17 protein-coding genes and 1 riboswitch are annotated in these 25,324 nt (G+C 44.6%); of the genes, 13 read left to right on the top strand and 4 right to left on the bottom strand.

The window, feature by feature from the left end:
- Positions 1 to 24 precede the first annotated feature (24 nt).
- A riboswitch (cyclic di-GMP riboswitch) is annotated at positions 25 to 104 on the top strand.
- Between the two features lie 19 nt (positions 105 to 123).
- Positions 124 to 1,506 carry a hypothetical protein gene (locus tag MAMP_RS12680; RefSeq protein ID WP_007146469.1) on the top strand — a complete coding sequence of 461 codons (1,383 nt, stop codon included), beginning with the start codon at positions 124 to 126 and terminating at the stop codon, positions 1,504 to 1,506.
- A 121-nt stretch (positions 1,507 to 1,627) separates the two neighbouring features.
- Here MAMP_RS12680 and MAMP_RS12675 read toward each other — a convergent pair whose 3' ends face one another.
- Positions 1,628 to 3,106, bottom strand: a complete 1,479-nt coding sequence (locus tag MAMP_RS12675; RefSeq protein ID WP_007146468.1) for a hypothetical protein — start codon at positions 3,104 to 3,106, stop codon at positions 1,628 to 1,630.
- Positions 3,107 to 3,397: 291 nt separating this feature from the next.
- On the opposite strand from MAMP_RS12675, the gene recC reads away from it, so the two are divergent.
- The 7 genes from recC (at position 3,398) to MAMP_RS12640 (ending at position 17,470) form a co-directional block, all read left to right on the top strand.
- On the top strand, positions 3,398 to 6,625 hold the full coding sequence (gene recC / locus MAMP_RS12670) for an exodeoxyribonuclease V subunit gamma (RefSeq protein ID WP_007146466.1): 3,228 nt from the start codon (positions 3,398 to 3,400) through the stop codon (positions 6,623 to 6,625).
- A complete protein-coding gene (gene recB, locus MAMP_RS12665; protein ID WP_007146465.1) occupies positions 6,622 to 10,107 on the top strand; it encodes an exodeoxyribonuclease V subunit beta in 3,486 nt (1,161 codons plus the stop codon). The genes recC and recB overlap by 4 nt, the downstream gene beginning before the upstream one ends.
- Entirely contained in the window at positions 10,100 to 11,848 is a 1,749-nt protein-coding gene (gene recD / locus MAMP_RS12660) for an exodeoxyribonuclease V subunit alpha (protein WP_007146464.1), read from the top strand. Before recB ends, recD begins: the two co-directional genes overlap by 8 nt.
- A 122-nt stretch (positions 11,849 to 11,970) precedes the next feature.
- Positions 11,971 to 13,626, top strand: a complete 1,656-nt coding sequence (locus tag MAMP_RS12655; RefSeq protein ID WP_007146462.1) for a FecR domain-containing protein — start codon at positions 11,971 to 11,973, stop codon at positions 13,624 to 13,626.
- Positions 13,627 to 13,639: 13 nt separating this feature from the next.
- Entirely contained in the window at positions 13,640 to 16,117 is a 2,478-nt protein-coding gene (locus tag MAMP_RS12650) for a putative bifunctional diguanylate cyclase/phosphodiesterase (protein WP_007146461.1), read from the top strand.
- A 220-nt stretch (positions 16,118 to 16,337) separates the two neighbouring features.
- Positions 16,338 to 16,889, top strand: a complete 552-nt coding sequence (locus MAMP_RS12645) for a hypothetical protein (RefSeq protein WP_007146460.1) — start codon at positions 16,338 to 16,340, stop codon at positions 16,887 to 16,889.
- A gap of 38 nt (positions 16,890 to 16,927) precedes the next feature.
- The gene (locus tag MAMP_RS12640) at positions 16,928 to 17,470 is read left to right on the top strand and encodes a cytochrome b (protein WP_007146459.1); all 543 of its coding nucleotides are present in this window, start codon (positions 16,928 to 16,930) and stop codon (positions 17,468 to 17,470) included.
- Positions 17,471 to 17,529: 59 nt separating this feature from the next.
- On the opposite strand, the gene MAMP_RS12635 is transcribed toward MAMP_RS12640, so the two are convergent.
- The 3 genes from MAMP_RS12635 to MAMP_RS12625 form a co-directional block, all read right to left on the bottom strand.
- Positions 17,530 to 18,201 (bottom strand): urease accessory protein UreH domain-containing protein, encoded by a 672-nt coding sequence (locus MAMP_RS12635; RefSeq protein WP_007146458.1) that lies wholly within the window; start codon positions 18,199 to 18,201, stop codon positions 17,530 to 17,532.
- Between the two features lie 64 nt (positions 18,202 to 18,265).
- Positions 18,266 to 18,898: an ANTAR domain-containing response regulator gene (locus tag MAMP_RS12630; RefSeq protein ID WP_007146457.1), complete on the bottom strand. Its 633-nt coding sequence runs from the start codon at positions 18,896 to 18,898 to the stop codon at positions 18,266 to 18,268.
- Positions 18,891 to 20,045, bottom strand: a complete 1,155-nt coding sequence (locus MAMP_RS12625; protein ID WP_007146456.1) for a transporter substrate-binding domain-containing protein — start codon at positions 20,043 to 20,045, stop codon at positions 18,891 to 18,893. The genes MAMP_RS12630 and MAMP_RS12625 overlap by 8 nt, the downstream gene beginning before the upstream one ends.
- A gap of 515 nt (positions 20,046 to 20,560) precedes the next feature.
- Here MAMP_RS12625 and MAMP_RS12620 point away from each other — a divergent pair.
- The 5 genes from MAMP_RS12620 to urtE all read left to right on the top strand — a co-directional run bounded on the left by MAMP_RS12620 (position 20,561) and on the right by urtE (position 25,305).
- The gene (locus MAMP_RS12620) at positions 20,561 to 21,793 is read left to right on the top strand and encodes a transporter substrate-binding domain-containing protein (protein WP_007146453.1); all 1,233 of its coding nucleotides are present in this window, start codon (positions 20,561 to 20,563) and stop codon (positions 21,791 to 21,793) included.
- Positions 21,794 to 21,855: 62 nt separating this feature from the next.
- Positions 21,856 to 22,749, top strand: a complete 894-nt coding sequence (gene urtB / locus MAMP_RS12615) for an urea ABC transporter permease subunit UrtB (protein WP_007146452.1) — start codon at positions 21,856 to 21,858, stop codon at positions 22,747 to 22,749.
- Positions 22,749 to 23,855 (top strand): urea ABC transporter permease subunit UrtC, encoded by a 1,107-nt coding sequence (gene urtC / locus MAMP_RS12610; RefSeq protein ID WP_202796142.1) that lies wholly within the window; start codon positions 22,749 to 22,751, stop codon positions 23,853 to 23,855. The genes urtB and urtC overlap by 1 nt, the downstream gene beginning before the upstream one ends.
- A complete protein-coding gene (gene urtD / locus MAMP_RS12605) occupies positions 23,855 to 24,610 on the top strand; it encodes an urea ABC transporter ATP-binding protein UrtD (RefSeq protein WP_007146450.1) in 756 nt (251 codons plus the stop codon). The genes urtC and urtD overlap by 1 nt, the downstream gene beginning before the upstream one ends.
- Complete coding sequence (gene urtE / locus MAMP_RS12600; RefSeq protein ID WP_007146449.1) at positions 24,610 to 25,305, top strand: urea ABC transporter ATP-binding subunit UrtE; 696 nt, start codon at positions 24,610 to 24,612, stop codon at positions 25,303 to 25,305. Before urtD ends, urtE begins: the two co-directional genes overlap by 1 nt.
- Positions 25,306 to 25,324 lie beyond the last annotated feature (19 nt).

Here is a 25,324-nt window from a genome sequence, read left to right as displayed (position 1 = left end):
AATCCTGGCTGGGTTGGATGCCCATATCATTATTGCCAAACTCAGCGTGAGCTGAGGACGGAAAGCTACAGACCTTAAGCTCTTAAGGTGGCTGAGTTACATAGACCGAGAGAGACTCAGAACATGCATACTCAATTTATAAAACGTTCTTTATTCACGACGGTATTTACATCATCACTCCTATTAAGCGCTGCCGCCAGTGCTGATGGTGTTTTATCTGGAATAAACACTTCGCCTTTAACGATTGATGATGATGCCACGACAAGCATTGTGTCCGGAACACAGTTTCAAAATGATAGTGAGTTGTCAGTGATAGGCTGGCCTTTTTCTGTATATCCTGTTTTAGCTAATCAGGGTACCTTTATTAATAATGGTACTTTTTATGGTAAATACAGTGATTTAAATAATTCTGGCATCTTGCTAAACACGGGAAGCCTGACCACGCATGTCAGTGATTTGAATAATGCAGCAAGTGGTCAGATTACCAATACAGGCTATATAGAGAATAAAGGTGGCAGATGGATCAATGATGGCCAAATTGATAATCAGGCTGAATTTCTGAATCAGGGCACCTTTAGCAATAACGGACAATTGAGCAATAACGATATTCTCACCAATACCGGTACTTTATCGAGTTACAGAGGTGGGACCGTTACTAATAATGGCATTTTGACCAACAGCCGGGCCGGTAAATTAAATAACTACATTGCTTCTACCCTAGTGAATAATGGCACGCTGAATAATGAGGGCACATTCACTAACGCAGGTCGCTTAATTAATCAGGGTTCAATGACGAATAACTATGTCTTGACCAATGCTATTAATGACACCGTGGTGAACAATGGTGTGATGACGAATAATAAATCGATATATAACCAGAACGCCTTCGTTAACACTGGCACGTTTATTAATAATGAAAAAGCGAAATTGGTCGGTAGTGGTGCCTGGGTTGGTGATTACACTCAAACCGCAGGTCAAACCATCAACAATGGTGTCATGAGCCAAACCAGCGTCAATATTAATGGGGGTAATTTGTCAGGAACCGGCACCATTAACAGCCTTGTGACGGTAAATGGTACCGGGTATGACAACTATGCCAGTCTGACCGCCGGTAACTCTATCGGTACGATGACGATTAATGGTAATTACACGCAAGGTGAATTTGGTTCGATGGTTGTGGAGTTTGATGAAACGCACTCCGATCTGCTGGATATTTCGGATGTCGCTTCGCTGGCTGGTTTATTAAGCTTTGAGTTTATTGGTGATGATGTGCAAGAAGGTACATTTAACTTCCTGACCTTCGCCAGCATTGTCGGTAGTTTTGACAGCATTATTTTACCGGCGATAAGTGGTTTTAATTTTGAAGTGGTATTTGGCGATACCTTTGCGAATCTTGTGATAAGTCAGGCTGTGAGTGCTGTGCCTATTCCTGCCGCGTTTTTCTTGTTGGCACCGGTCTTATTCGGCTTTTTGGGTTTGCGTCGTAAAGCGAGTTTAGTTGCATAAACATCACATATAAAGTTAAGCAAAACCGATAAAATTCAGGGCCAGTTTAAACACGAAAAAAGATGTTTAAACTGGCCCTGAATACTGCTTATGCTGCTGTCAGTGTTTAACCATAACTGAACTAGGCCGCTTTAGAACCTGTAAGACGTGAACGACCCGCCCACATGCCAATCAGACCAAAAGCAAACAATGGCAGTGCTGCAGGTAATGGTACGGCACTTGGGTTAGAGAACTGGCTGGCAAGATACTCAGTAGAGAACATGCCATCACCAAAACCCCATGATGAGAAGTTTTTGAACTTGCCTGATAACAGCTCGCCACTATCGACGCCTAATGACAGGTAGACAAGTGCATCTGATATTTCAAATGACAAAATATCTGATAGATCAAAGTCCTTGAAGATAATGCTGTTATTACCCAAGCTGCCATCGAAGATACCTGAACTCAGCTCACCTGTGGCAGTGAGTCCGTCAACGATCACCATATCGTCACCGCTACCGAACATCACATCACCGATAATTTCACTGTTACCTGTCAGTGTCAGGCTGCTGTTACCTTGATTGGGCGCAAAATGGATAGCTGTGCCTGAACGACCGACCAATGTACCACTGTTGGTGACGGTGACTTCAGAAGTACTTGCGTCATCCGAACCAATCGCATGAACGCCTTCGATATAACCTTCGTTGATGATGGTTAGTGGACCGGCTGTGCGAACATCACCTACATTCGGTTCGAAAAGTGGATCAATATCAATACCATTACCCCCATTTAAAGGGTCACTTTCTGTACCTGTTGAAACAATCACACCGGTAGCATGGTTGTGTACTTTGCCTTCGTCGATATCGATACCATCATCGGTGCCCAAAATCACACCGTAGTTATCTGCGGTACCGCTGGCAAATTGCACGCCGTCTTCATCGTCGGTGGCACCAGTGTTAGTCCAGGTTTTCGTCGCTGCATTCCATGACAAACCATTCAGGGCGATGGTGCCGTGATTTTCCAGGGTGAAGTCTTCGCGTGCTTCAATCACTTCTTCATTACCACGTAATGTCCCGTAGTTAATGACTGTTGTGCCTGCACCACGACTCTGAATAGCACGACCTTTTTCACTCTCGATCTGACCATAGTTGGTAATGTGTGCATTTTTCAGTTCGGTGTCGTCATCTAATCTTACGGCTTGATTTTCAGCAAAGATTTTTCCAGTTTCTCGGTTAATCAAGGTGAAATTATTGGCATCATCTTGAAGGCGTATACCACGATCAGCACCAATAATGGTGCCAGAGTTATCGATAGTCAGGTCAGTGCCTTTAGCGCGAATAGCATCATCATCGCCACTTTCAATAAGACCGTAGTTAATGACTGATTGGTTTGAACCGTCCAGCTTTACAGGGCGATCGTTTTCATCGACAAGTTGAGCACCACTTTCAACAGTGATAGACAAATTATCACGGCTGTCATTAATGTTATTACTGTCTGCTGCATTACAAAGCAGTGTAGGGGAGTCAGCTGTGCCACCGGCGACACAATCTTCTGCCAGCACGGGTGCGTTGTATAAAGCGGTTAATATCGAAGCAATAAGTAGTTTATGTGTATGTTTCACGTTAACTCCAAGTCAGGTAATAGAGATGACGCTCAAGATAATGATGGATTATGACAATGTGATGAATTTTCAAAATAATGTGAGGTATGCCACAAACAAACATCATAGAAAATGCTAAGCAAGCTCGAATGGGCGGGATGACCTGAGGCTTGGCTGTTCAGCTGTTTTTTATAAAGCAGATAAGCCCTGATTTTTAATGGTGTTAGCTTCAGCCCTTGTTCTGACATTCAAAGCAGTTTGTTTCAACCGCAACATCCCGTAATATGTGGCTTTTGACGTGAAGGAATCCACATGCTGAAGATGGTTTACAGTAATGACAGCAGACAACTGGCTGCCTGGCTTGCTGAACAGCTTCAGTCCGCGCCGCTCAGTCCGTTTGAGCAGGAAAATATTATTGTGCAGAGTAACGAGCTCGCTCGCTGGTTGTCACTGTATCTAGCCAATGAGCATGGTATTAGTGCCAATACGGAGTTTCCTTTTCCTTCTGCCTATATCTGGCGTTTATTTCGGCAAATCTGGCCGGATATTCCTCTGCATTCACCTTATGCCAAAGCACCGATTAGCTGGCGTTTATTTGCCCTGTTGCCCGAGTTAACAGATGAGCCGGAATTTAGTGCGATTGCCGCTTATTTAGGTGAACAAACCGATGAATTAAAACGCTTTCAATTAGCCGAACGCCTGGCGGATACCTATGATCAGTACCTGATGTACCGACCAGACTGGATTGCAGAATGGGAGCAGGGAAAAAGCGATAACTGGCAAGGGCTTCTCTGGCAAAAAATCACAGCGAATGATCCCGAACCTATGCATCGGGCCAGGTTGTTAAACCAGCTTAATCAGCTTTTACAAACAGCGACAGAAAAGCCTGCAGGTCTGCCAGAACGACTCAGTATTTTTGGTATTTCTTCGTTGCCACCAGTCTATTTACAGACCTTTGCCCTGATGGCGAAATTTGTCGATATCACGCTGTTTTATTTATCCCCCAGTCAACATTATTGGGGCGATTTAATCGATGCTAAACAGCAACAGCGTCAGCAATTGGAACTCATGCTGGAAGAGCCCGAACCGGAACTGAGTGCGGATGTCGGTCATCCTTTATTAGCGAGCCTGGGCAAACAAGGGCAGGAGTTCTTTCGTCAGTGTCAGGAACTGCCTCATGAGGCGGAAACTTGTTTTGTAGAGCCAAATCCCGACACCATGCTGGGCATGTTGAAAGCCGATATGTATGAGCTGGATATCGGTGAGCAGCAAGCAGTGACTGCCGACGATAACTCTATCCTGATTCAGGTCTGTCATAGTCCGATGCGAGAAATGGAAATTCTGCAAGATCAGCTGTTGGCGATGTTTGAACAGCAGCCCGATTTATCACCGACCGATATTGTGGTGATGACGCCCGATATTGATGTGTATGCTCCCTGGATTGAAGCAGTATTTGGTGCGGCTGATCCAGCTCATACGATTCCATTTAGTATTGCTGATAGCAGCGGTCAGCAGGAAAGTATTTTACTCAATGCCTGGTTCAGTATTTTAGCGTTGCCACAGTCACGATTTGATGTGGAAAGTGTGTTGGCTTTGCTGGAGTGTCCGGCCATTCAACAGCGTTTTCAGTTAGATGAAGCGGCTTTATTGTGGTTACGCGAATGGTGTCAGCAAACCCGGATTCGTTGGGGTCACGATGCCAAAGATAAAATGGCATTGGAGCTACCCGCTAATGATGCCAATACCTGGCGAGCAGGTTTGGACCGTTTATTACTCGGCTATGCGATGCCACTGACCGAGCAGGGCGAGCCATGGCGTTTGTTTGACGGCCAACTTGCTATGGACGGTATTAGTGGTGATAAAGCCCGCATTGTGGCGGCAGTATCTCAGTTTATTTCTGCACTGGATGACTGGCGACAACAGCTCAGCCGTCCACGCACACCCCATGATTGGCAACAGCATTTAAACCGCTGTCTGGACACCTTCTTTGAGGCAGAACAGCTGGATGATCCGTTGGTCGAACGTGAGCTGATTTCCATCCGTAGCCAACTTGATCGGATGATTGAAAGTACTGATTTAGCTGGTTTTGAGGAAACGGTCGGCATTGATGTGATCTTAAGCTGGCAGCAATCCCATCTGGAACCCTTAGATAATAGTCATCGTTTTATGGGGCATGGCATCACCTTCTGCGGCATGGTGCCGATGCGTAGTATTCCATTTGATGTGGTCTGTCTGATTGGTATGAATGATGACGTGTTCCCACGTCGTCAGCCGAGTTTAGGTTTTGATCTGTTGGCGCACCATCATCGCGAAGGTGATCGTTCACGTCGTGATGATGATCGATATCTGTTCCTGGAAGCCTTATTGTCTGCTCAACAAACGCTTTATATCAGTTATATCGGTGCCAGTATTACCGATAATGCTGAGATTCCACCGTCTGTGTTGATTAGTGATTTGCTGGATTATCTGGATGAGCGGTTTGTCACTGATCAAGGCGATTCAGTAATAAAACAGCTGGTCACACATCATCCACTGCAAGCCTTTAGTCGCCGTTATTTTGATCAGCAGCATGACAAGCTGTTTAGTTTTAATGACTTGCAATGTCCCAAACCAGACACAAAAACTGAATCGACATTATGGTTTGCAGAACCTTTACCCGAACCCGATGCGTCATGGCGAGACATTAGCCTGATGCAACTCAGCCAGTTTTTTATGCACCCGGCCCGGTTTCTTTGCCGTGAACGTTTAGGTGTCAGACTGGAACTGGATGAAGATGAATTAAGCAGTCGTGAACCGTTTGAGTTAAACGGGCTGGAAGCCTGGCAGCTCAGACAATGGCTGCTGGAAAGTAAACTCAGCCATACCACTGAAACCCGTATTTCTGAACTGGTACACGCCACCGGCATGTTACCTCAAGGTGAGTTTGGCGAAGAATGGCTTCATCAGGAAAACCGTAAAGTTGAGGCATTTGTAGAGACATTAACTCCCTACCTAGGTGATGAACGTTTACCTGCTTTACCCTTTGAAATTGAGATAGGCGAGTTCAACATCAGTGGTCAGCTCGATAATCTGAGTGAAGCAGGGCTATTGCGCTATCGTTTATCACGTAAAAAAGGACGCGATCTGATTAATGGCTGGTTGGAACACTTGATCCTCAATATTCTGAAACCGGAAGGCATGAGTTTAACCACCCAACTGGTCTTTGAAGATGATGAGCTGTGTTTCACACCAGTAGATAATACGCATCAATTACTGGAGCAATATCTGAATTTATATTGGCAAGGCTGCCAACAACCTTTGCCATTGTTTGATAAAACCAGTCTGGCGTATGCCAAACAAGCACTGAGTGATAAACCGGAGAAAGCCCAGCAAGCGGCTGAAAGAGCCTGGGCACCCGCCGGTGAGTTTGTGATGGCTGAACAGGACGATGCTTATTATCAATGTTGTTTCCCGGCAAACCCTCTCGATGAAAACTTTACTGAGATTGCCTTTCAGGTCTATGGACCGATTCAGCAGCACATTGAAGGAGGGCAGTTATGAGTGCCCAATTTAATGTGAATACGGTTGCACTCAAAGGCATTAATCTAATTGAAGCCAGTGCCGGCACCGGTAAAACCTTTACCCTGGCAGAACTGTATTGTCGTTTAGTTGTTGAGCAGAAACTGGAAGTCAGCCAGATTCTCGTAGTGACTTATACCCGTGCAGCCACCGAAGAGTTACGTGGACGTTTAAGGGCTCGACTGGTTGATGAACGTAAACAACTGAGCCAACAAGAGCAGGCAGATCCTCAAGCGCTAAAACGCCTGCAACTGGCGATTCAGAGTTTTGATGAAGCGGCTATCTATACCATTCACGGCTTTTGCCAGAGAGCTTTGCAAGACTTTGCGTTTGAAAGCGGTCATTTCTTTGATATGGAAATGGTGGCCGATGAACAGGAACTCAAGCAAGCGGTTGCTGATGATTTCTGGCGTCGTTATGTCAGCTCGGTAGATAACGCTTTTGCGCGTTATTTATTACAAAAACGCCAAAGCCCCGAAGTGTTATTGCAGTCAGTCAGCAGCTTGATTGGCAAACCCTATCTTGAAGTTATACCGCTGCCGGAAATGGCGGTTGAACCATTACAAGCTTTATATGATGAACAGTTTGAACACGTTCAGTCGATGTGGTGGCAACAGCGTGATGAAGCGATTGCGGTTTTGCAGGATAAAAACTTGCTCAACGGTAATAAATATCGTGCTGCCAGTGTCAGTGGCTGGATAGCTGAAATGGACAGCCTGATGCAGGCTGGAAAACAAGCGGGATTATTTGAGAAGTTTGCCAAGTTTGGTCAGGCTGAACTGACACAGGCATTGAAAAAAGGGCAAGAGTTACCCGAACTGAGTTTATGGCGGGCATGTGATGCCTTGCTCGATACCGACCAGCAATTGCAAACGGCGCGTTCATTACAATTGCAGCAACTACGTCAGCAATTATCAGAGTATCTCGCCACTGAGTTACCCAAACGTAAACAGCAATTAAAACTGCAGGCCTTTGATGATTTGTTACTTAATCTGCAACAGGCCTTACATGGCTCGCAAGCCGATAAATTGATCGCTAAAATTCGTGAGCAGTTTCAGGCGGCATTGATTGATGAGTTTCAGGATACCGATCCGATTCAATACGACTGTTTTCATACGATTTTTGCTAATACCGAGCAGCCGGTGTTTTTTGTTGGCGACCCAAAACAGGCGATTTACAGTTTCCGTGGCGCCGATATTTTTACTTACCTGAAAGCAAAACATGCGGCTGGCAATGAGTTTAATCTGGATACCAACTGGCGTTCGCACCCCCGTCTGGTGAAGGCGGTTAATCATTTATTCGAACGCGTGCCACAGCCGTTTTTGTATGACGATATTCCATTTTATCCGGTGAAAGCGGCTCGTGCTGATGAGGCGTGTTTAACGGTGTCAGGCCAAGCCGTGTCGCCGTTATCGTGGGTATGGATGCCATCTGACACGCCATTTAATGTTAGCGATATGATGCAAAATGCGGCAGATGTGACCGCCGATCAGATCGCGACTTTGTTAAATCAGTCAGCCAACGATGAAGTGATGCTGACCGATAAAGATGGCAGCCAACGTATGCTCAATGGCGGTGATATTGCCGTCTTAGTCAGAAGCCATAAACAGGCAACAACCATTCAGCAGGCTTTACGGGCACGTGGTGTGAACAGTGTGCAGCAGTCACGTGATAGTGTGTTTGAAACACCGCAAGCAGTGATGCTGGAACGGGTGTTAATGGCGATTGCTCAACCCAGTAATGACAGCCTGATTGCCACGGCTTTAGCAACCCCCTTATTTGCTAAAAGTGCATTAGACATTTATCAGGCTCAGCAAGACGAACAGCAGTGGCTGCAGCAAACAGACTTTTTTGTCTCGCTGCATGAGCAATGGCAGCAGGCGGGTTTTATTGTGATGTTTCGTGCCTTAATTGCTGCACTGGATGTGCAGCGTCGCTGGTTAGCTTTAGCTGATGGTGAACGGCAACTGACCAATTTATTGCATTTGGCTGAATTGATTCAGGCGCATGCAACGCGACGCAATAATACGATGGAAGCTATTTTGATGTGGTTAGCTTCACAGCGACAGGCGGCGGATAAAAGTGGCGATGCCGCTCAGATTCGCCTGGAAAGCGATGAACAACTGGTCAAAGTGATTACCATTCATACCAGTAAAGGCTTGGAATACCCGATTGTGTTCTGTCCTTTCCTCTGGCATCAAAGCCAGTTCAATCAACAACCGACTGTGATGACATTTCATCGGGCAGACGATAATCAGGCCTGTGTCGCCTTTGGTGAGCCTGGTTTTTCCGAAGCACAACCGATTATGGCTGAAGAGCAGCAAGCTGAAGACTTACGCCTGCTTTATGTCGCATTAACCCGTGCTCGCGAGCAGTGTGTGATTGTGTGGGCAGCAGTGAAAAACGTTCAGCAAAGCGCCTTATTTCAGTTGCTTCATCCTGAGTTAGCACACGTTGATGCCGGAGAAATGCTGCAAAATTTGCAGCAGATGGTGGCATCAAACCAACACAATATGAACGTGATTGCCTGGGATGCTGACGTGCCACCGGTTGTCAAACAGGCGGATATTTCAGCACAGACATTACAAGCGAGGCAATTTGCAGGACAGATTCAGACACCCTGGCATATTGGTAGCTTTACCGGCTTGAGTCACGGGCAGCATATCGAGTTACCGGATCATGACGCACCGTTGCTGCCAGTAGACATGCCAAGCAGTGAGCCACGTCAGGATCGGTTTGGGTTTCCAAAAGGCGCAAATGCCGGTACCTGTTTACATAGCTTGTTTGAACACTGGGACTTCCAGCAGCAGAATGAAGAACTCACCATCTTGGTAGACAAAACGTTAAGCCAGTTTGGCATTGATAATGAGTGGTCTGCTGTCGTTTCATCCTGGTTGGATGCCGTGGTCAGTACTAAATTAAATCAGCAAACCGGGCTGACCTTACGTGATATTCAGCCGCAGCAGCGTTTAGATGAAATGGCATTTTTCTTTCCAGTAAGGCAGTTAACAGCAAAAAGTTTAAAACAGACATTAATGCCTTTTGTCGACGATTACCCGATTCTCAGTCCGGTGGTGAAGTCATTACAATTTGTCGATCTTAGCGGCTTTATGAAAGGCTTTATCGATCTGGTGTTTGAGCATGAGGGGCGTTTTTATATTGCCGACTATAAATCCAACTGGTTAGGAACTCAGGCTGACAATTATCGGCAGGCAGCGTTAGATGAGGCCATGGTGGCTCATAGCTATCCGCTGCAATATTTAATTTACAGCTTGGCATTGCATCGTTATCTGCAAACGCGTCTGACTGATTACGATCCTAAGCAGCATTTTGGCGGTGTGTATTACTTGTTTATACGGGGTATGCATCCGGATTGGGGTCAAGCGGGTGTGTATTTTGAACGTCCATCGACTGCCTTATTAGAAGCGCTCAACCGTTGCATGTCTGAGGTGGACGATGTCTGATTTGCTGAAGTTATTACGCCAGCACGGTTTAAGCGAATTAGCCTGTCAGTTTGCCGCCTATATCGATCGTAAAGAACAGGGCATGCGTCCAGTGGTAAGCATGACGGCAGCCATATTGTCAGAAGCGATTGCTGAAGGACATGTGTGTCTGAATTTGCATCAACTCCCCACATTTTGTCAGCCCTTAAAATCGGTATTACCTGATTCTGTTGCTGACTGGATGGAAATATTGTCACAGGCCAAAACAGTTGGTCAGCCCGGTGATTACACGCCACTGATTTTGACAGAACAAGGCCTGGTTTATCTTTACCGTTATTATCGTGATGAGCAGGATGTGGCTCGGCTGATTCAGCAACGTTTACAGCCCGTCGATGATATCGATATAGAACAACTCAATGCCGATCTTAGCCGCTGGACCAGTGTGATTGGAGGTACAGACTGGCAAAAAGTCGCTGTCGCTGTAGCCTTGACCAGACAATTTGCGGTTATCTCTGGTGGCCCCGGCACGGGTAAAACCACGATTGTGTTAAGCATGCTTAATAGTTTGCAACAGCAATTTCCTGATCTACATATTGGGCTGGCGGCACCCACGGGTAAGGCCGCTGCCAGACTGCAGCAATCGATTAGTGCTCAGCATCCCTATGAAGTAAAAACGCTGCATCGCTTATTGGGCATTACTGAGCATAACGACCAGGGTCGTTACCATGCCGAACGTCCTTTACCATTAGATGTATTGATCATTGACGAAGCATCGATGGTCGATATCAGTTTGATGGCCAAATTAATGCGAGCTTTATCGCCTTCAGCCAGACTGATTTTATTAGGTGACAGCCAACAATTGGCCTCCGTTGAGTCTGGTGCGGTGTTAGCGAATTTGAGTGATGAACAACAAGGCCAGTTTTCGGCTGAGTTCAGTGAGCAATTTCCCGAACTGGATATTCCTGTCTCAGAAAACTCAGCGCCATCGACGCTGTTAAATAGCTTTGTGCGTCTGCAACACAGTTATCGTTTCGATAAAGACAGTGCGATTGGCCAATTAGCCAAACAGGTGAATGAAGGTGATGTACTGGCCGCGCTCGCTTTATTAAATCCAAGTGTGAATGATATCTGGTCGGATAGTGATGAAAAGCAGCAGCAAAGATGCTTTATGGCTGGATACCAAAGTTTTATTGAGGCGGTGGAATCCAAACAGTCACCACAACAAGTAGTACAGGCCTTTGATACGTTCAGAATTCTGGCTGCCTTAAAGCAAGGGCCACAATCAGTGTTATCAGTGAATCGTTTGCTGATGCGTTTATTGGCACAACGCGGCTGGCGAACCAGCTTACCGTTTTATGCTGGCAGACCGATTATGATTACGCAAAATGATTACCGGCAACGACTGTTTAATGGTGACACGGGCATCATTTTGCATGATGAGACTGGACAACTTCGCGCCTGTTTTTGTTTTGATGAGGAAGTGCGTTGGGTACCGATTAACCGACTTCCTGCTCATGAAACTGCGTTTGCGATGACGGTGCATAAAAGCCAGGGCTCCGAGTTTGATAGCGTTAGTATTTTATTACCAGATGAAATCAGCCCTATTCTTAACCGTGAACTGCTTTATACCGCGATTACCCGAGCCAAACAGCAGGTATTTATCCTCAGTAAAGAAGTGACATTACGTCACACGATTCAAACCCGACATCAACGTGAGAGTGGCTTGAAAAGGCACTTGATGAATGAAAATCAAAATCACTGATAGCTGATTTTATAACACTTTATCCATACTGATTTTTTTATGTAAAACAGTGTCGTTTTTGCTGAGTTGAGTGCTACTATACGAAAAAGGATGAAAATCACAAATAACACTTGGAGATGCCAGTGAAATATCTGTCTTTTATAGGTATTTATCGATTTGTCTTGTTGTCGGTTATTTGGTTTTTTGTCTCGACAGGGGTGTATGCCGAGGATTGGATTTATACCGTCGTTGAAGGTGATAATCTCTGGAGTTTGAGTGAACAGCATCTTGATAAAGTCACTCGGTTTGAGCAGTTACGTAAACTCAATAATATTGAAAACCCCAAACATCTACAGCCAGGCACCAGGATACGTGTACCTCTAGACTGGATTCGCAGTAACCCCGTCGCCGCCAAGATTGTTTCCATCACCGGAACTGCTGAAATTCAGCGCGCCAGAAGCGCTTCCACTGAGCCTGCAAAAGTCGGCTCTTTAATGCAGCTTGGTGATCAATTAATGACGACTGATAATAGCAGTGTTGCCATTGAGTTCGCTGATAAGTCGATACTTTCCCTTCATGAAAAAAGCATCGTTCACTTCGACCATTTGAGTGCACATGGAGTAACCGGCATGGTCGATTCCAGGCTGAACTTATTAAAAGGCCGGATAGATACCAAAGTGACTCCGGCCGTTGGTCCTGGTTCACGCTTTGAAATTGAAACGCCGTCAGCTATCAGTGCAGTTCGTGGCACGATTTATAGAGCACTCGTCATGGAAGAGGGGGATGTCTCAAATATAGAAGTACTTCGTGGAAAAGTGGCCGTTTCCGGCGCCAATAAACAGTTATTGGTGAATAAAGGTTTCGGTACTCAGGTTGTGTCAGGTAAACCGCCTATTCCGCCTCGTGAACTACTACCTGCGCCAGTTTTTGAGCCAGTGCCGAATACCATCACAGAAATCAATTGGCGACTATCCTGGTCAAAAATTGCCGGTGCTAGCCGTTACCGGGTTGAAGTGGCAGTCAGTGATGATTTTGAAACGTTGTTATGGCAAGAGCTGACACCGCATAACCGTATTGCCTTTCCTGATTTGAGTGATGGCAATTATGCCGTGCGAGTTCGGGCGATTGACACACTAGGGCTTGAAGGCATGGATCAACAGGTGCTGATTAGACTCAATGCTCATCCACAACCACCTATTGCACTCAAGCCGGTTGAAGCCCAGGTCTTACGTGGACAGTCACCCGTATTGCAATGGACTGCAGCTGAAGAAGCTTCGGCTTATCGTCTGGAAATTGCCTCTGATAAAAACTTCTCACAGTCACTATTGGATCGAACCGTTACAGAAACACAGTTTGATACAACATCTTTGTCAGCGTTAGGAAATTATTATTGGCGTTTATCCAGCATTGCAAATGATGGCGAAGTGGGTCCTATAGGGCCGATACGCTCCTATCAAATCAAAGCGATTCCAGAAAAAGTAGATGCATCGCTGTCTGCTGAAGAAGACGGCCTGTTAATGGCCACCTGGAATGTCAGTTCAACTGAACAGCACTATCAGGTGCAAATTGCTAATGACAAGGCGTTTAGCGACATCATTATTGATAAAACGGTAACAGAGCCACAGTTTGCATTTGAACCGTTTAAAGATACTCCGCGATATTTACGTGTGAAAAGTATTGAGCAGGATGGTTATGAAGGTCCCTGGGGGGCAACACAAACTATCGAACCGTTGCCCAAGGAACCATTTAATTTCTGGCCCTTAGGCTTATGGACAATTTTTACAATCATTTTAATTTAGTATAGCCGTGAGCATGTCTGACTATCAGCGTAGTTGGATTATTGGCTTTTTTTTAGTTATCTGTCTGGCTTTAGCTGGTTTTTTTCTTTCTGCGAATAAATCACTGCAGCGTTTAGACTTACTTATTTATGACCTGATGCTGCCGTTACAGGCCCCGGCAATGAGTGATGATATTGTCATTATTGCCATTGATGATGCTAGCATCCAGGCCTTAGGCAGATGGCCATGGACCCGACAGCGTCATGCTGAACTGCTTGATACGTTATTGGCTCTGTCACCACGGGCCATTGGTATAGATTTGTTATTTTCCGAACCAGAAAATAATAGTGATGCTGATCAGTCTCTTGCCAGGGCGATGACGGAGAATAATCGCACTGTTCTGGTCGTTGCACCTATTCAGGAAACGCCGGATTCCATCATCATAGAACGATTACCTATTCCTGTTCTGGCCTTAGCTGCTGAGGCTTTGGGGCATGTTGATGTGGAATTGGATATTGATGGGGTGAATCGTCATTTTTATTTGTATGGCGGTATTGCTGATCCACATTGGCCGAGTATGGCGCTGGCAATGTTGAATGTGGGGAATGATAGACCCATCAGGATGCCACCATCCTATGCAGACAAAGCCGATAAACAGACAGGAACTGGCTGGCTTCGTCGCCATAAGGTGATGCTTTCATTTACATCGCCAGAAGATAAAGCACAACGAATTTCTTATGTAGATGTCCTTGCTGGTCGGGTTGCTGCTTCGGCTATAGAAAACAAGTATGTATTAATCGGGGCCACTTCAGCTGGTATCGGTGACATGATTTCAACCCCAGCTAACCAGTCTCATCAACGAATGCCTGGTGTGGAAGTCATCTCTCAGGAAATGAATACATTACTTCAGAATAAATGGTTATATGAGTTAGCACAGCCGATTCAGTCAGCATTAACGATGATCTTGATTGTGCTTAGTGTCACGACATTATTTTGGTTGCCACAGCGTTATTCGCTTGTCACTATGATCGTGGCATTGCTTCTTATTACAGGCTGCTCATTAGGCTTATTGCTATGGCCAAAACTCTGGTTTGCACCGGCAAGTGCTTTGATCATGACACTATTATCCTGGCCTCTGTGGACTGTCTGGCAATATCAGCTTAACGATCGCTTTACAAAAAAGCTCATGTCTCAGTTAGAAAAACAGTCCCGGCAACATATCATCACAGGTTTGCCAAATCATGGTGTGTTACAGGAACAATTGCATAAATTAAAAAATCTAAGCCAACCCAATTCATTGGCAGCCTTGTTTGTTATTCATGTGACTCGACCTGATTCAGCTATCAGTGTTATTGATCGCTCGATTAGTGATTCTCTGTTGCTAACGATTTCTGAACGGTTAAAGCAAGCGACGGAGAGTGATGCGTTTATTGCGCATTTAAATGAAGATGATTTTGCTGTCTTAATTATGGAGCAGCAAGATATCAACACAATCCAATATGCAGCCAATAGGCTGTTATTTCATTTGCAAACCCCCATCCATGACTTTGGTGAAGAAATTGTTCTGACACCCAATATTGGCCTCAGCATCTGGCCAACAGACAGTCGTGACTGTACAGAATTACTCCGAAAAGCCCATACTGCTATGTTTAAGTCACGCTTGGATAAGACGCTTCCTATTTGCATTTACACTGCTGATATTGGGCAAGAGATTGAATCGCGCGCTGAGTTGGAACGAGCAATGAGTGGTGCTTTGGGAAGAGGTGAATTTGAAATTTATTATCAGCCTCAAGTTGAGGCTCTGACTGGTCGGTTGGTTGGGGCTGAAGCACTATTACGCTGGCATAGTCCCGAATTAGGTGATGTCGGCCCAGAATCATTCATCCCCGTTGCTGAGCAATCCGGATTGATTAATGCTATCGGACAATGGGTACTCAGAAAAGCTTGTGAAGATCTGAAGTTAATGAAGGATATAGGTTTGGACCATATCAGAATCGCAGTGAATTTATCGCCACTGCAGTTTTCGAATATGACACTTGCTGATGAAATTGCAGAGACATTGCGAAATGCCGATATTGAACCATCCAGACTTGAGTTGGAAGTCACGGAAAGTACGCTGATGAATAATATGAGTACCGCTGTTGAAGCCATGATGAATATTAAAAAACACGGTATGAGTCTGGCAATTGATGATTTTGGTACCGGTTATTCCTCACTGAAGCACTTGCAGTTGTTTCCGTTGGATTGTTTGAAAATAGATAAGTGTTTTACTCAGGACTTAAGTCGTAAAAGTACGGCGGAAATTACCTTGTCTATTATTGAGCTGGCTAGACGTCTTAATCTTCGCATAATAGCGGAAGGTGTCGAGACTCGTGAGCAAGCGGATTTTTTTCGTCAACATAACTGTGATGAGTTGCAAGGGTATTTATACAGCAAACCCATACCTGCAAAAGCGCTAATCGAATTAATGAAACAGCAAGCCAGCACCCGCATAAATTTCAATACTCAATAATGCTGTAGTCGTCACTTTAAGTTTAATTCCGGCTTGGCTACCTTCTTATTTTTCCCTTGAACCATTGGGTTTTCTTCCTGTCACTAGACTGATGGGGCGGGTTTATTGACTTTAACCATCTAATCTATTGAAACAAAAGCTGAAAAGGTAAAACGATTCGTCTTTATTTCAATTTAAGAGAGAGAAGTTTTATTCACTATAACAAGAGGAAACGTGTTGCATGTCTAATGAAAACAACAAGACTTCACTGCCGCACTGGGCAAGTATCCTCGGTGTTGTCGCCATTATGCTGGGCGTTTTTTTAACGGCTGTGCAGGGTAATGAGGCGATGAAACAATCCGTGGTGACCAACAATATGCCAGCGGATGGTGTGATGCCGGCAGCTGACTGTCCAGAGGAAGAACTGGAAGAGGAGGGGATCACAGTAGCTGAATGTGAATACCTGATTGAGCATGTTAAAGGCGTAGCGCTCGCTGCACCTGACTGGTTCCCTAATGTACAAATGACCTTAGCGGGTATCGGGGCCGTGTTGGCGTTTATCTCAGTGATTATCGGCGGAGCATTGGTAAATTACACACCATGGGCATCAAAAGCGGCAGTTGTCGTCTTTAGTGGTCTCGCCGCCGTTGATTTATTGCAGTTTGCTGCTGTGGTGAATACCGGCCCAACTCTGAGAGAAATTTATCTGGGCGGTATTTTGCTCTGGTTCATTCTGCATTTGATGTTAGTCGTGGGCACATTAGCTGGCAGACACACAGAAGCCAGTGCCTAATCTCCTACAATTGCAACGAAATATAAACGGAAGCTGTTATGCAAAGACAAGGTTTTAGTAGAACGGCGGTAATCCTGCATTGGTTGCTAGCTGTTTCAATTTTCTTTTTATTTATCTCAAGCTGGTGGATGATGGGCTTACCTTTGCCATCACCCGAATTACAATTTCGGGCATTTCCTTTCCAGCTACATAAAAATATTGGTATCACTTTGGTGATAATCATTCTGATGCTGCTTTATGTTCGTCTCAGACACCGGCCTGCGCCACCAGATTCAAGCGATATGGCGCCATGGATGCACTGGTTAGCTATCGCTGCTCATGTCGCTGTCTATGGTTTGGTGTTAGCGGTATGTATTACTGGCTATCTTTCATCAGCTCATACCCGTTGGGATACGGTGTTTTGGTGGACGATTGAGTTTCCACGTATTGCGGCACCCAGTGAAGAGTTAAATGAATTCTGGGGTGAGCTGCATATGTGGACAGCATGGGCGCTGCTGGGCATTATTGCCGTGCATGTCAGTGGCGCGATTTATCATGCCTTCCGTAATGACGGCATTGTGAGACGTATGATGCGTTGGTAATAGTTGACGTGTTTCAAGAAACGAAATGGGGCCTTACCGGCCCCATTTTTATTGTGGTGTTAAAAAGTCCCTTTTAGCCAGACAAAGCCGAGTAAAGCTGTTGCCAATCCTAAAATACCTTTGGCATAACGGAACAGCGTTTCACTTCGGTCATACAAAAGTGATTGAGTAAATCCTAATAGTAAACCAAAGCACAACATGCTCAGTAATACCCCGATTGAAAACAGGACGACATATAAAATGCCAAGACTGGAAGACTTGGCGATGAGTGCTGGCAAAACGGCCAGCAATGGTCCACTACCTGCAACCCCATGCACAATGCCAACGGATACGGGCAAGTGAGAGCGATGAGGTTTCGAGACTTCAACGATATGAGTGTGCTTGGTGCCATCGGCATGCTGATGAGTCGTTATCTTCAATCCAGCGTTCGGATGAATAAATCGATAAGCTAAAAATAAACCAACAGAGAGTAAAAGCACGCCAATAAATCGTTCAGCCCATAGACTGGCTTGTTCACTCAGATGCCAGTCAAAAACGATAAATAAAATCGCCAGTAACAACACGGTTGCCCCATGACCCAGCGCCCAGCGTCCACAAAAGAAGGCTATTTGACGAGGTGAGGAGCGCTTCGCTGAAAGGCTAGTCACAGCCATAATATGATCCGCATCAAAGGCATGTAACATGCCTAAACTGAGGCCGGTAAACATAAGTGTTAGAGTAGAAATATCCATTAATTTTTACCTATGATGTTTGACTAAAATCAAACTGAAATAAGAGAAGCCTGTTAATAGCTGTTTATGTTTTTTCATTGGAAAATGACTGTTTTGCAATAATTTCTTTTGCTAACTCACCTACTGGCATACGTTGTTCCATAGCCTGTTTTCGTAATAATCTATAGGCTTCTTCAAGACTAATATTTTGTTTTTCACTGATAAAATGCTTGGCGTTTTCAATATGCTGACTGGCATTGAGTTTGGATTCCAGGTTACGTATTGTCTTTAACATAGACCGCGTTTGTTTAAACTCTTGCAAACTCAGTAGTAAGTTACTGAGTACACCCAAAGGGTGAAATGGAAGACCAATAATCGCTTGCGCATTCAAACTTAATGAATATTGCAAAACCAGTGGGTTTTCATAGTCCACCACCAACACTAAAGCGGCCGGTGGGTTGCTGACATCCCAGTGAAAGTCATAATTATTCTCAATAATAGGGGTAAGCCCCAGCATCACCACCTGATAATTGGATGAAAAGTCCTCAGGTGGTGGCCACTCTGTTTTTAGTGGAAAGCCAATGCGTCGAATCTGTTGTTCGATTTTTTTACGATTTTCACCTTCAGGCATGATCAGCAAGATTTCATGCTGGCGTAAGTTTTTAACTAAGGTGGAGAGTTCCAGAGGCTGCTGAACAGCGGTTAAGCGCTTACTCATAACGACTCTCAACTGCTGTTTCCAGAGGGCTTGTCGAATATGAGACTAGGTAGGGATCAGGTTTCAGCGCCGTGTCGGAAGTCACTAATATATCGAATTGACCTTGTTGATTAACCCGGCCTATCCGTGACCATAAAAAACAATGATTATTATCGGGATCAACTCTTACCGGACCCTGCGGTGCAGAATGTCGAATATCGGCTATTTTTTCCATCACCTTATCAGCATGAAATGACTCAGCCAGTTTGACGGCTTTGATTGCCAGATGCACTTGGAAATAGGCTGCTTCCCAGCACATTGTCGTCACTTCATCCTGACCATAGGTGGCCTTATATTCCTTGACGATTTCCTGGTTTATCGGGGTTTCAACTGACTGGAAATAAGGCGCGGCGGTGTAGTGTCCAAAACCTGCCTTAATACCCATCGCCTGAATTTCTGTTTCGGTCGTTGTCAGACTGGCAATAGGAATAGGTTTATCGGCATTTAATTCCAGCATCGCTTGATAGAAATACTCAATGCTTTTGCCGACAAAGTTAGAGAAGACAAACTCGGGGTGCTGTGAACTGACGTGTTTAGCTACCTGGTAGACAGCTTCTTTGTTGGTTTCTAATGGCAGAAACATTTCTGATATGACGTCACCATCTGATGTTTCGATGAGTTCACGCATGATGCGGTTAATCTCACGAGGCCAGATATAATCAGAGCCAACCATACAGACGCGTTTACCGACGTTTTGAAGCATATATCGGGCAAGCTGCACACAGCCCTGATTTGGTGCTGCACCGGTATAAACGACATTTGGTGCATACTCAAATCCCTCATATTGCGTTGGGTAAAAAAGTAAGACATCGTAACGTCCGATAACAGGTAGCATGGCTTTACGGCTAGCGGATGTATAACCACCGAAGATGAGTTTGACGTTATCTTCAACGATTAACTTTTGTGCGAGCGGACCATAATTTTCTGGAACAGATTGAGGATCAACACAAATAGGATGGAGTTGCTGACCATTGATGCCACCCTGACGATTGATCCTATCAATTGCCAGCAGGGTTGCCCTGAGCATGGTCTGTTCTGGATTAGCTGTGACACCTGTCTGAGAAAAAATGACACCAACAGGGATTTCAGCGGGATACGTATTAGACATTAAAAACCTCATGTAATACCAGGCATAGAGCCACAAATGTTATTCATTCTGCGTTTTTGCAGAAGCTATACCCTGAAGTTGGGTAGATAAACAATAATGATAATGAGTTTCTAAATGTCTATATTCAGTGGACCATACCGTTTTGATGTTGTCAATTAGCTTAATGGATATAAAAAAAACGGTTTTTAATCACACACAAAAATGGTGCGATGTTTATGTGATTTGCACCAAAGTTAAACAAAGTTCATCCAAAAATAAAAAGCGATTTTTGTAAGTTATTGTTTATTTTGTTATATTTTTCTTTGGCATAAATTGTGCGTAAACCCTAAATGAGGACTGATAGTTATTCTGCATGAGATAACTGCCCGCAAAAGCGCGTTCAGTTATATATTCATCATCCAGAATCTCCAAAAGCGGAGTGTGATTATCTGTCTCTAAATGTCATGTTATTTTTCGAGCGAAAGGGCTCCCTAATTTATTAGGGGGCCCTTTTTGCGTTTTAAGGGGAAGCATTAATGAAATTACTAAAAAATCTTAAGGCAACTATTGCAGTTGTTGCTTTCAGTCTCCCGTTTATTGGGCAAGCGAGTGCGGCTGATGAAATTAAAGTGGGCGTACTTTTTTCACTAACGGGTGGCTTGTCTATTGTAGAAAAGTCTTTGTCGGATGCCACCTTAATGGCAATTGATGAAATCAATGCCAATGGTGGTGTTGACGGTAAGATGATCAAACCCATCGTAGAAGATGGTGCGAGTGATCCTAAAACATTTAATGAAAAAGCAAGCAAACTGGTGATTCGTGATCGTGTCGTCACCGTCTTTGGTGGTTACACTTCAGCTAGTCGTAAAGCGATGCTACCTGTTATCGAAAAACGTAAAAATCTATTGTTTTATCCTACTTTTTACGAAGGATATGAGTGCTCAAAAAATGTCATTTATACCGGCTCTGTTCCTAACCAGCAGTTGAATAATTACATTCCTTATTTGGTTAATAAGTTAGGTAAGAAGAAGTTCTTCATTGTTGGCTCTAACTACTTATTTCCAAAAGAAATGGCAAAAGTGGCTAAAAAGTTAATAGAAGCTAATGGTGCTGAATGGGTGGCAGATGAATACCTGGAACTAGGTCATTCTGAATGGGGCTCAATGGTCAAAAAAATCAAAGACAGTGGTGCTGATGTTGTGCTGTCGAATGTGGTTGGTGACTCAGTCATTTCTTTCTATCGTGAATATTTCAACCAGGGTATTTCACAAAAAGATATTCCTATTGCTTCAACTGTGACCTCTGAAATTGAGGTGGCTGCATTAGGTGGTAAATATGCTGCCGGTAGTTATACCTCATTCCCTTATTTCCAAGCTATTGATACCAAAGAAAATCACGACTTCATCAAACGTTATCGTGCTTATGTTAACGATCCGAATGCTGTCACACACGTCACTATGGTTGCAGCGTATGAGAGTGTTTACGAGTGGGCTAAAGCGGTAGAAAAATCGGGTAAAACCAAACCATTAGACATCATGGAAGCGGCAAAAGGGGTATCTATAGATGGACCGATGGGCGTGATGACAGTAAGTCCTGAAAACCTTCATAACTCGATGACGCCTCGTATTGCTCAATGGCAAGAAGATGGTCAGGGCAAAATCGTCGATGAATACGATGTTCCAGTACAGCCGTTGCCTTATTCCGCTTATGGTGAAACAGCTGACAATCTGTTCTGCACAGCGTCCGGTTTGGACAGTTCTAAATTGTAATTATCTAATCCTTACGGCCTGTCACCTCAGGGTGAACAGGCCGGTAAGAGGAGAATTTTAATATGTTAGATACTGTATTCATTGGGCTAAGTATTGGTTCTATCTTGCTTTTAGTCGCATTAGGTTTATCCATAGTCTATGGCTCGATGGGGGTCATTAATATGGCCCATGGCGAATTAGTCATGATGGGTGCCTATACCACAGTCATGGCTCAAACCTATTTAGGTTTTAACCTGTTTGCAGCTATTCCTCTGGCTTTTATCGTCTGTGCTGGTTTGGGTTTACTCATCGAAAGGTTGGTTATTCGGCGCTTATATAACCGGTTGTTTGATACTTTGCTGGCGACATGGGGCGTAGCTATTTTACTGCAGCAAGCTATTCGTCTTGAATTTGGTTTGTCTTTTTTCGGCATCCACATTGAAGGGCTTGGACCGGGACTGCAGTCTGTGACTTTGCCAGAGATCATGACAGAGTCATTTACTGTAGGTGAGTTTGTGATTCAGCCATATAGAACATTCATCATTTTAGTGTCTGCACTGCTGGCAGTACTGACCTGGTTTCTTATGTATCGCACACGAATTGGGCAGCAAGTAAGAGCAATCATGCGTAATCCTGATATGGCAGCGGCCTGTGGCATCGATGTCAAAAAAGTGAATGCCTTAACCTTTGCTTATGGCGCAGGTTTGGCTGGTGTCGCTGGTGTCATGATGTCTGGCTTTAAAACGGTTATGCCAGATATGGGTAGCTCGCTGGTTGTTGATGGTTTTTTAGTAGTCGTGGTCGGCGGCGTTGGTAGTTTAGTTGGTTCGATTGTCGCCTCTGGCATTCTTGGTCAGTTAAATGGCGTTGTTGCCTTCTTTAGTAACGATATTATTGCTCGGGCAGTTGTTTTTGCTGCTGTTATCGCCATCATTATCTGGCGTCCCCGTGGCTTATTTAACTACAAGGGGCGTTAATGATGAAACTGACATATTCACACCTGAAAATAATGGTTTACGCCATATTTATCGCGATTATCCTGTCTTTACCTTTATTTTTAGATGAGTTCTGGCTAAACCGGACGGCAAAATATTTAATTTACGGCATGTTAGGTGTCGCCATTTCTTTGAGTTGGGGCTATGCCGGCATTCTGAATTTAGGTCAGGGCCTGTTTTTTGGCGCTGGTGCTTACATGCTGGGCATGAGTCTGAAATTAGCTAGTCCTACCAGCCTGGAACAAGGTGGGCAGACGCCGATTCCTGACTTTATGATGTGGAATGCAGAGCCTAATGCGGTGGTTGATCTTTGCTGCATCAATCATGTCTCATTCTTATGGATGCCATTTCAATCACAAAGCTTTGGGATATTTATGGCTATTGCCTTACCAGTGCTGATTGCCTGGCTGATAGGCACGATCATTTTCCGCAAAGGCATTGCTGGTGTTTTCATTTCCATCATTACATTAGCGATGGTGTTATTGGCTCGCCTGTTGGTCGTTGATGCACAGTCTTTTACTGGCGGTTTTAACGGTTTAACGGATCTGGCCTGGTTTAAGATAAATGGCTACGAGTTTGATCCCTATACGGTCAGTACTTATTACCTGGTTGCTATCTCACTGGTGATTGTCTTACTTATCACTCGAGTGTTAATTAACAGTCGGGCAGGCCTGATATTACAAGCCATTCGCGATGATCAGAATCGGGCTAAATACCTGGGCTTTGATGCTGCATCGTATCAGACCTTTTTCTTCTGCGTGTCAGCAGCCATCTCTGGATTTGCCGGCATGTTGTATGTCATTACCGCAGAGTTTGCCTCGCCGACATTTATGGATTTGTCGTTCAGTATTGCCATTGTTATTTGGGCAGCAGTCGGCGGCCGTGCCTCTATTTTAGGTGCCTGCATTGGTGCCATTTCTATCTCTATGTTAGGGGCTTCAGTGAGTGAAAACGAACTGTTTGTAGAATCGTGGCAAGCCATTCTGGGCTTATTTTTTGTCTTGGTTGTTTTGTATATGCCTAAAGGTCTGGCCGGTATTGCCCATGGTATTTGTAGAAAACTGACTGTAAATCGGGGAGAAGGCTGATGAAAGCTAAAAATCGTGATCTTTATATCGATGGTTTAGGGGTTAACTTCAGTGGTTTTCAGGCAGTAAATAACTTCAGCATGGTCGTAAAACACGGTGAAATGCGTGTGCTTTTAGGCGCTAATGGTGCAGGTAAAACGACTTTGATGGATATGATTTGCGGTAAAACCCAGTCAACGGCGGGCAGAATTTTTCTTGGTGATAAGGAGATCACCAATAAACCGCCACATTTAATTGCCCGGATGGGGATAGGACGTAAATTTCAGATCCCCAGTGTTTTTAAAGAGCTTTCTGTCTTGCAGAATCTGTCGGTGGCAGCGATGCAGGAAAGTACGGTACTTGCCAACTTAGGCTCAATGAAAAGACGAGTCGATCATGAGCGTATGAAAGAGGTGATGTCGATGACTAATCTCGAAAATAAGGCTCATGAGCTGGCCGAAAATCTCTCTCATGGGGAAACACAGTGGCTTGAACTTGCCATGTTGATTATTCGTAAGCCTCAAGTGATTCTGCTTGATGAGCCTACAGCCGGTATGACAGCCGATGAAACGATAAAAACCTCTCGGATTATGAATAATCTGAAAGGCCAACATACGATTATTGCTGTTGAGCATGATATGGCCTTCGTTCGTGAAATTGCTGACAAAATTACCGTTATGCACCAAGGTGAGTTTCTGGCAGAAGGCCACATCAGCGATATAGAAAATAACCAGGCAGTCAAAGATGCCTACCTGGGAAGTGGGGGCATTCACTAATGTTAACGTTGCAATCAGTAAACAGTTTTTATGGTGGCAGCCATATTCTGCACGATATTGATTTCAGCCTGGAAACGGGCAAGATTTTATCGGTATTAGGTCGTAATGGTGTTGGCAAAAGTACTTTGCTGAAAACACTGATGGGGTTGACCAGTTCTATGACCGGTAAGCTGACACTTAATGAGATTGAGCTGGGTGATCAGACAACCTTCTATCGGGCACGATCAGGTATGGGGTATGTACCTCAAGGTCGTGAAATCATTCCTGACTTTTCGGTGAAGGAAAACATTTTGATGGGACGTTTTGCCGATCAATCCAGTAAGGCAGAGATTCCGGATATTGTGCCAGAGCTATTCCCTTATTTAATGGATAACTTGGATAGGGCAGGTGGATTGTTATCTGGTGGCCAACAGCAGCAGTTAGCTATTGCCAGAGCCATTGCTACCAATCCTCAGGTGTTATTACTGGATGAGCCTACCGAGGGTATTCAACCCAATATCGTTGAGCAAATAGAAGACTGCATTCTCAGACTTAATAAGGAGCTGAACTTAACCATTATTCTTGTCGAGCAGAATATTCGTTTTGCGAAGAGGGCTTCTGATGAGTTTCTTATATTGGATAACGGACGTCTTGTTCATCAAGGCAACGGTAATGAGTTGACCGATGAACTGGCTAATCAGTATTTGACCATATAACGCGATTGTGAGGATAAAT

The sequence above is a fragment of the Methylophaga thalassica MP genome (assembly GCF_000214595.1).
GTDB lineage: Bacteria > Pseudomonadota > Gammaproteobacteria > Nitrosococcales > Methylophagaceae > Methylophaga > Methylophaga thalassica.
The sequence above is the reverse complement of the archived record's forward strand: the minus strand, read 5'-3'. Positions and strand labels throughout refer to the sequence as shown.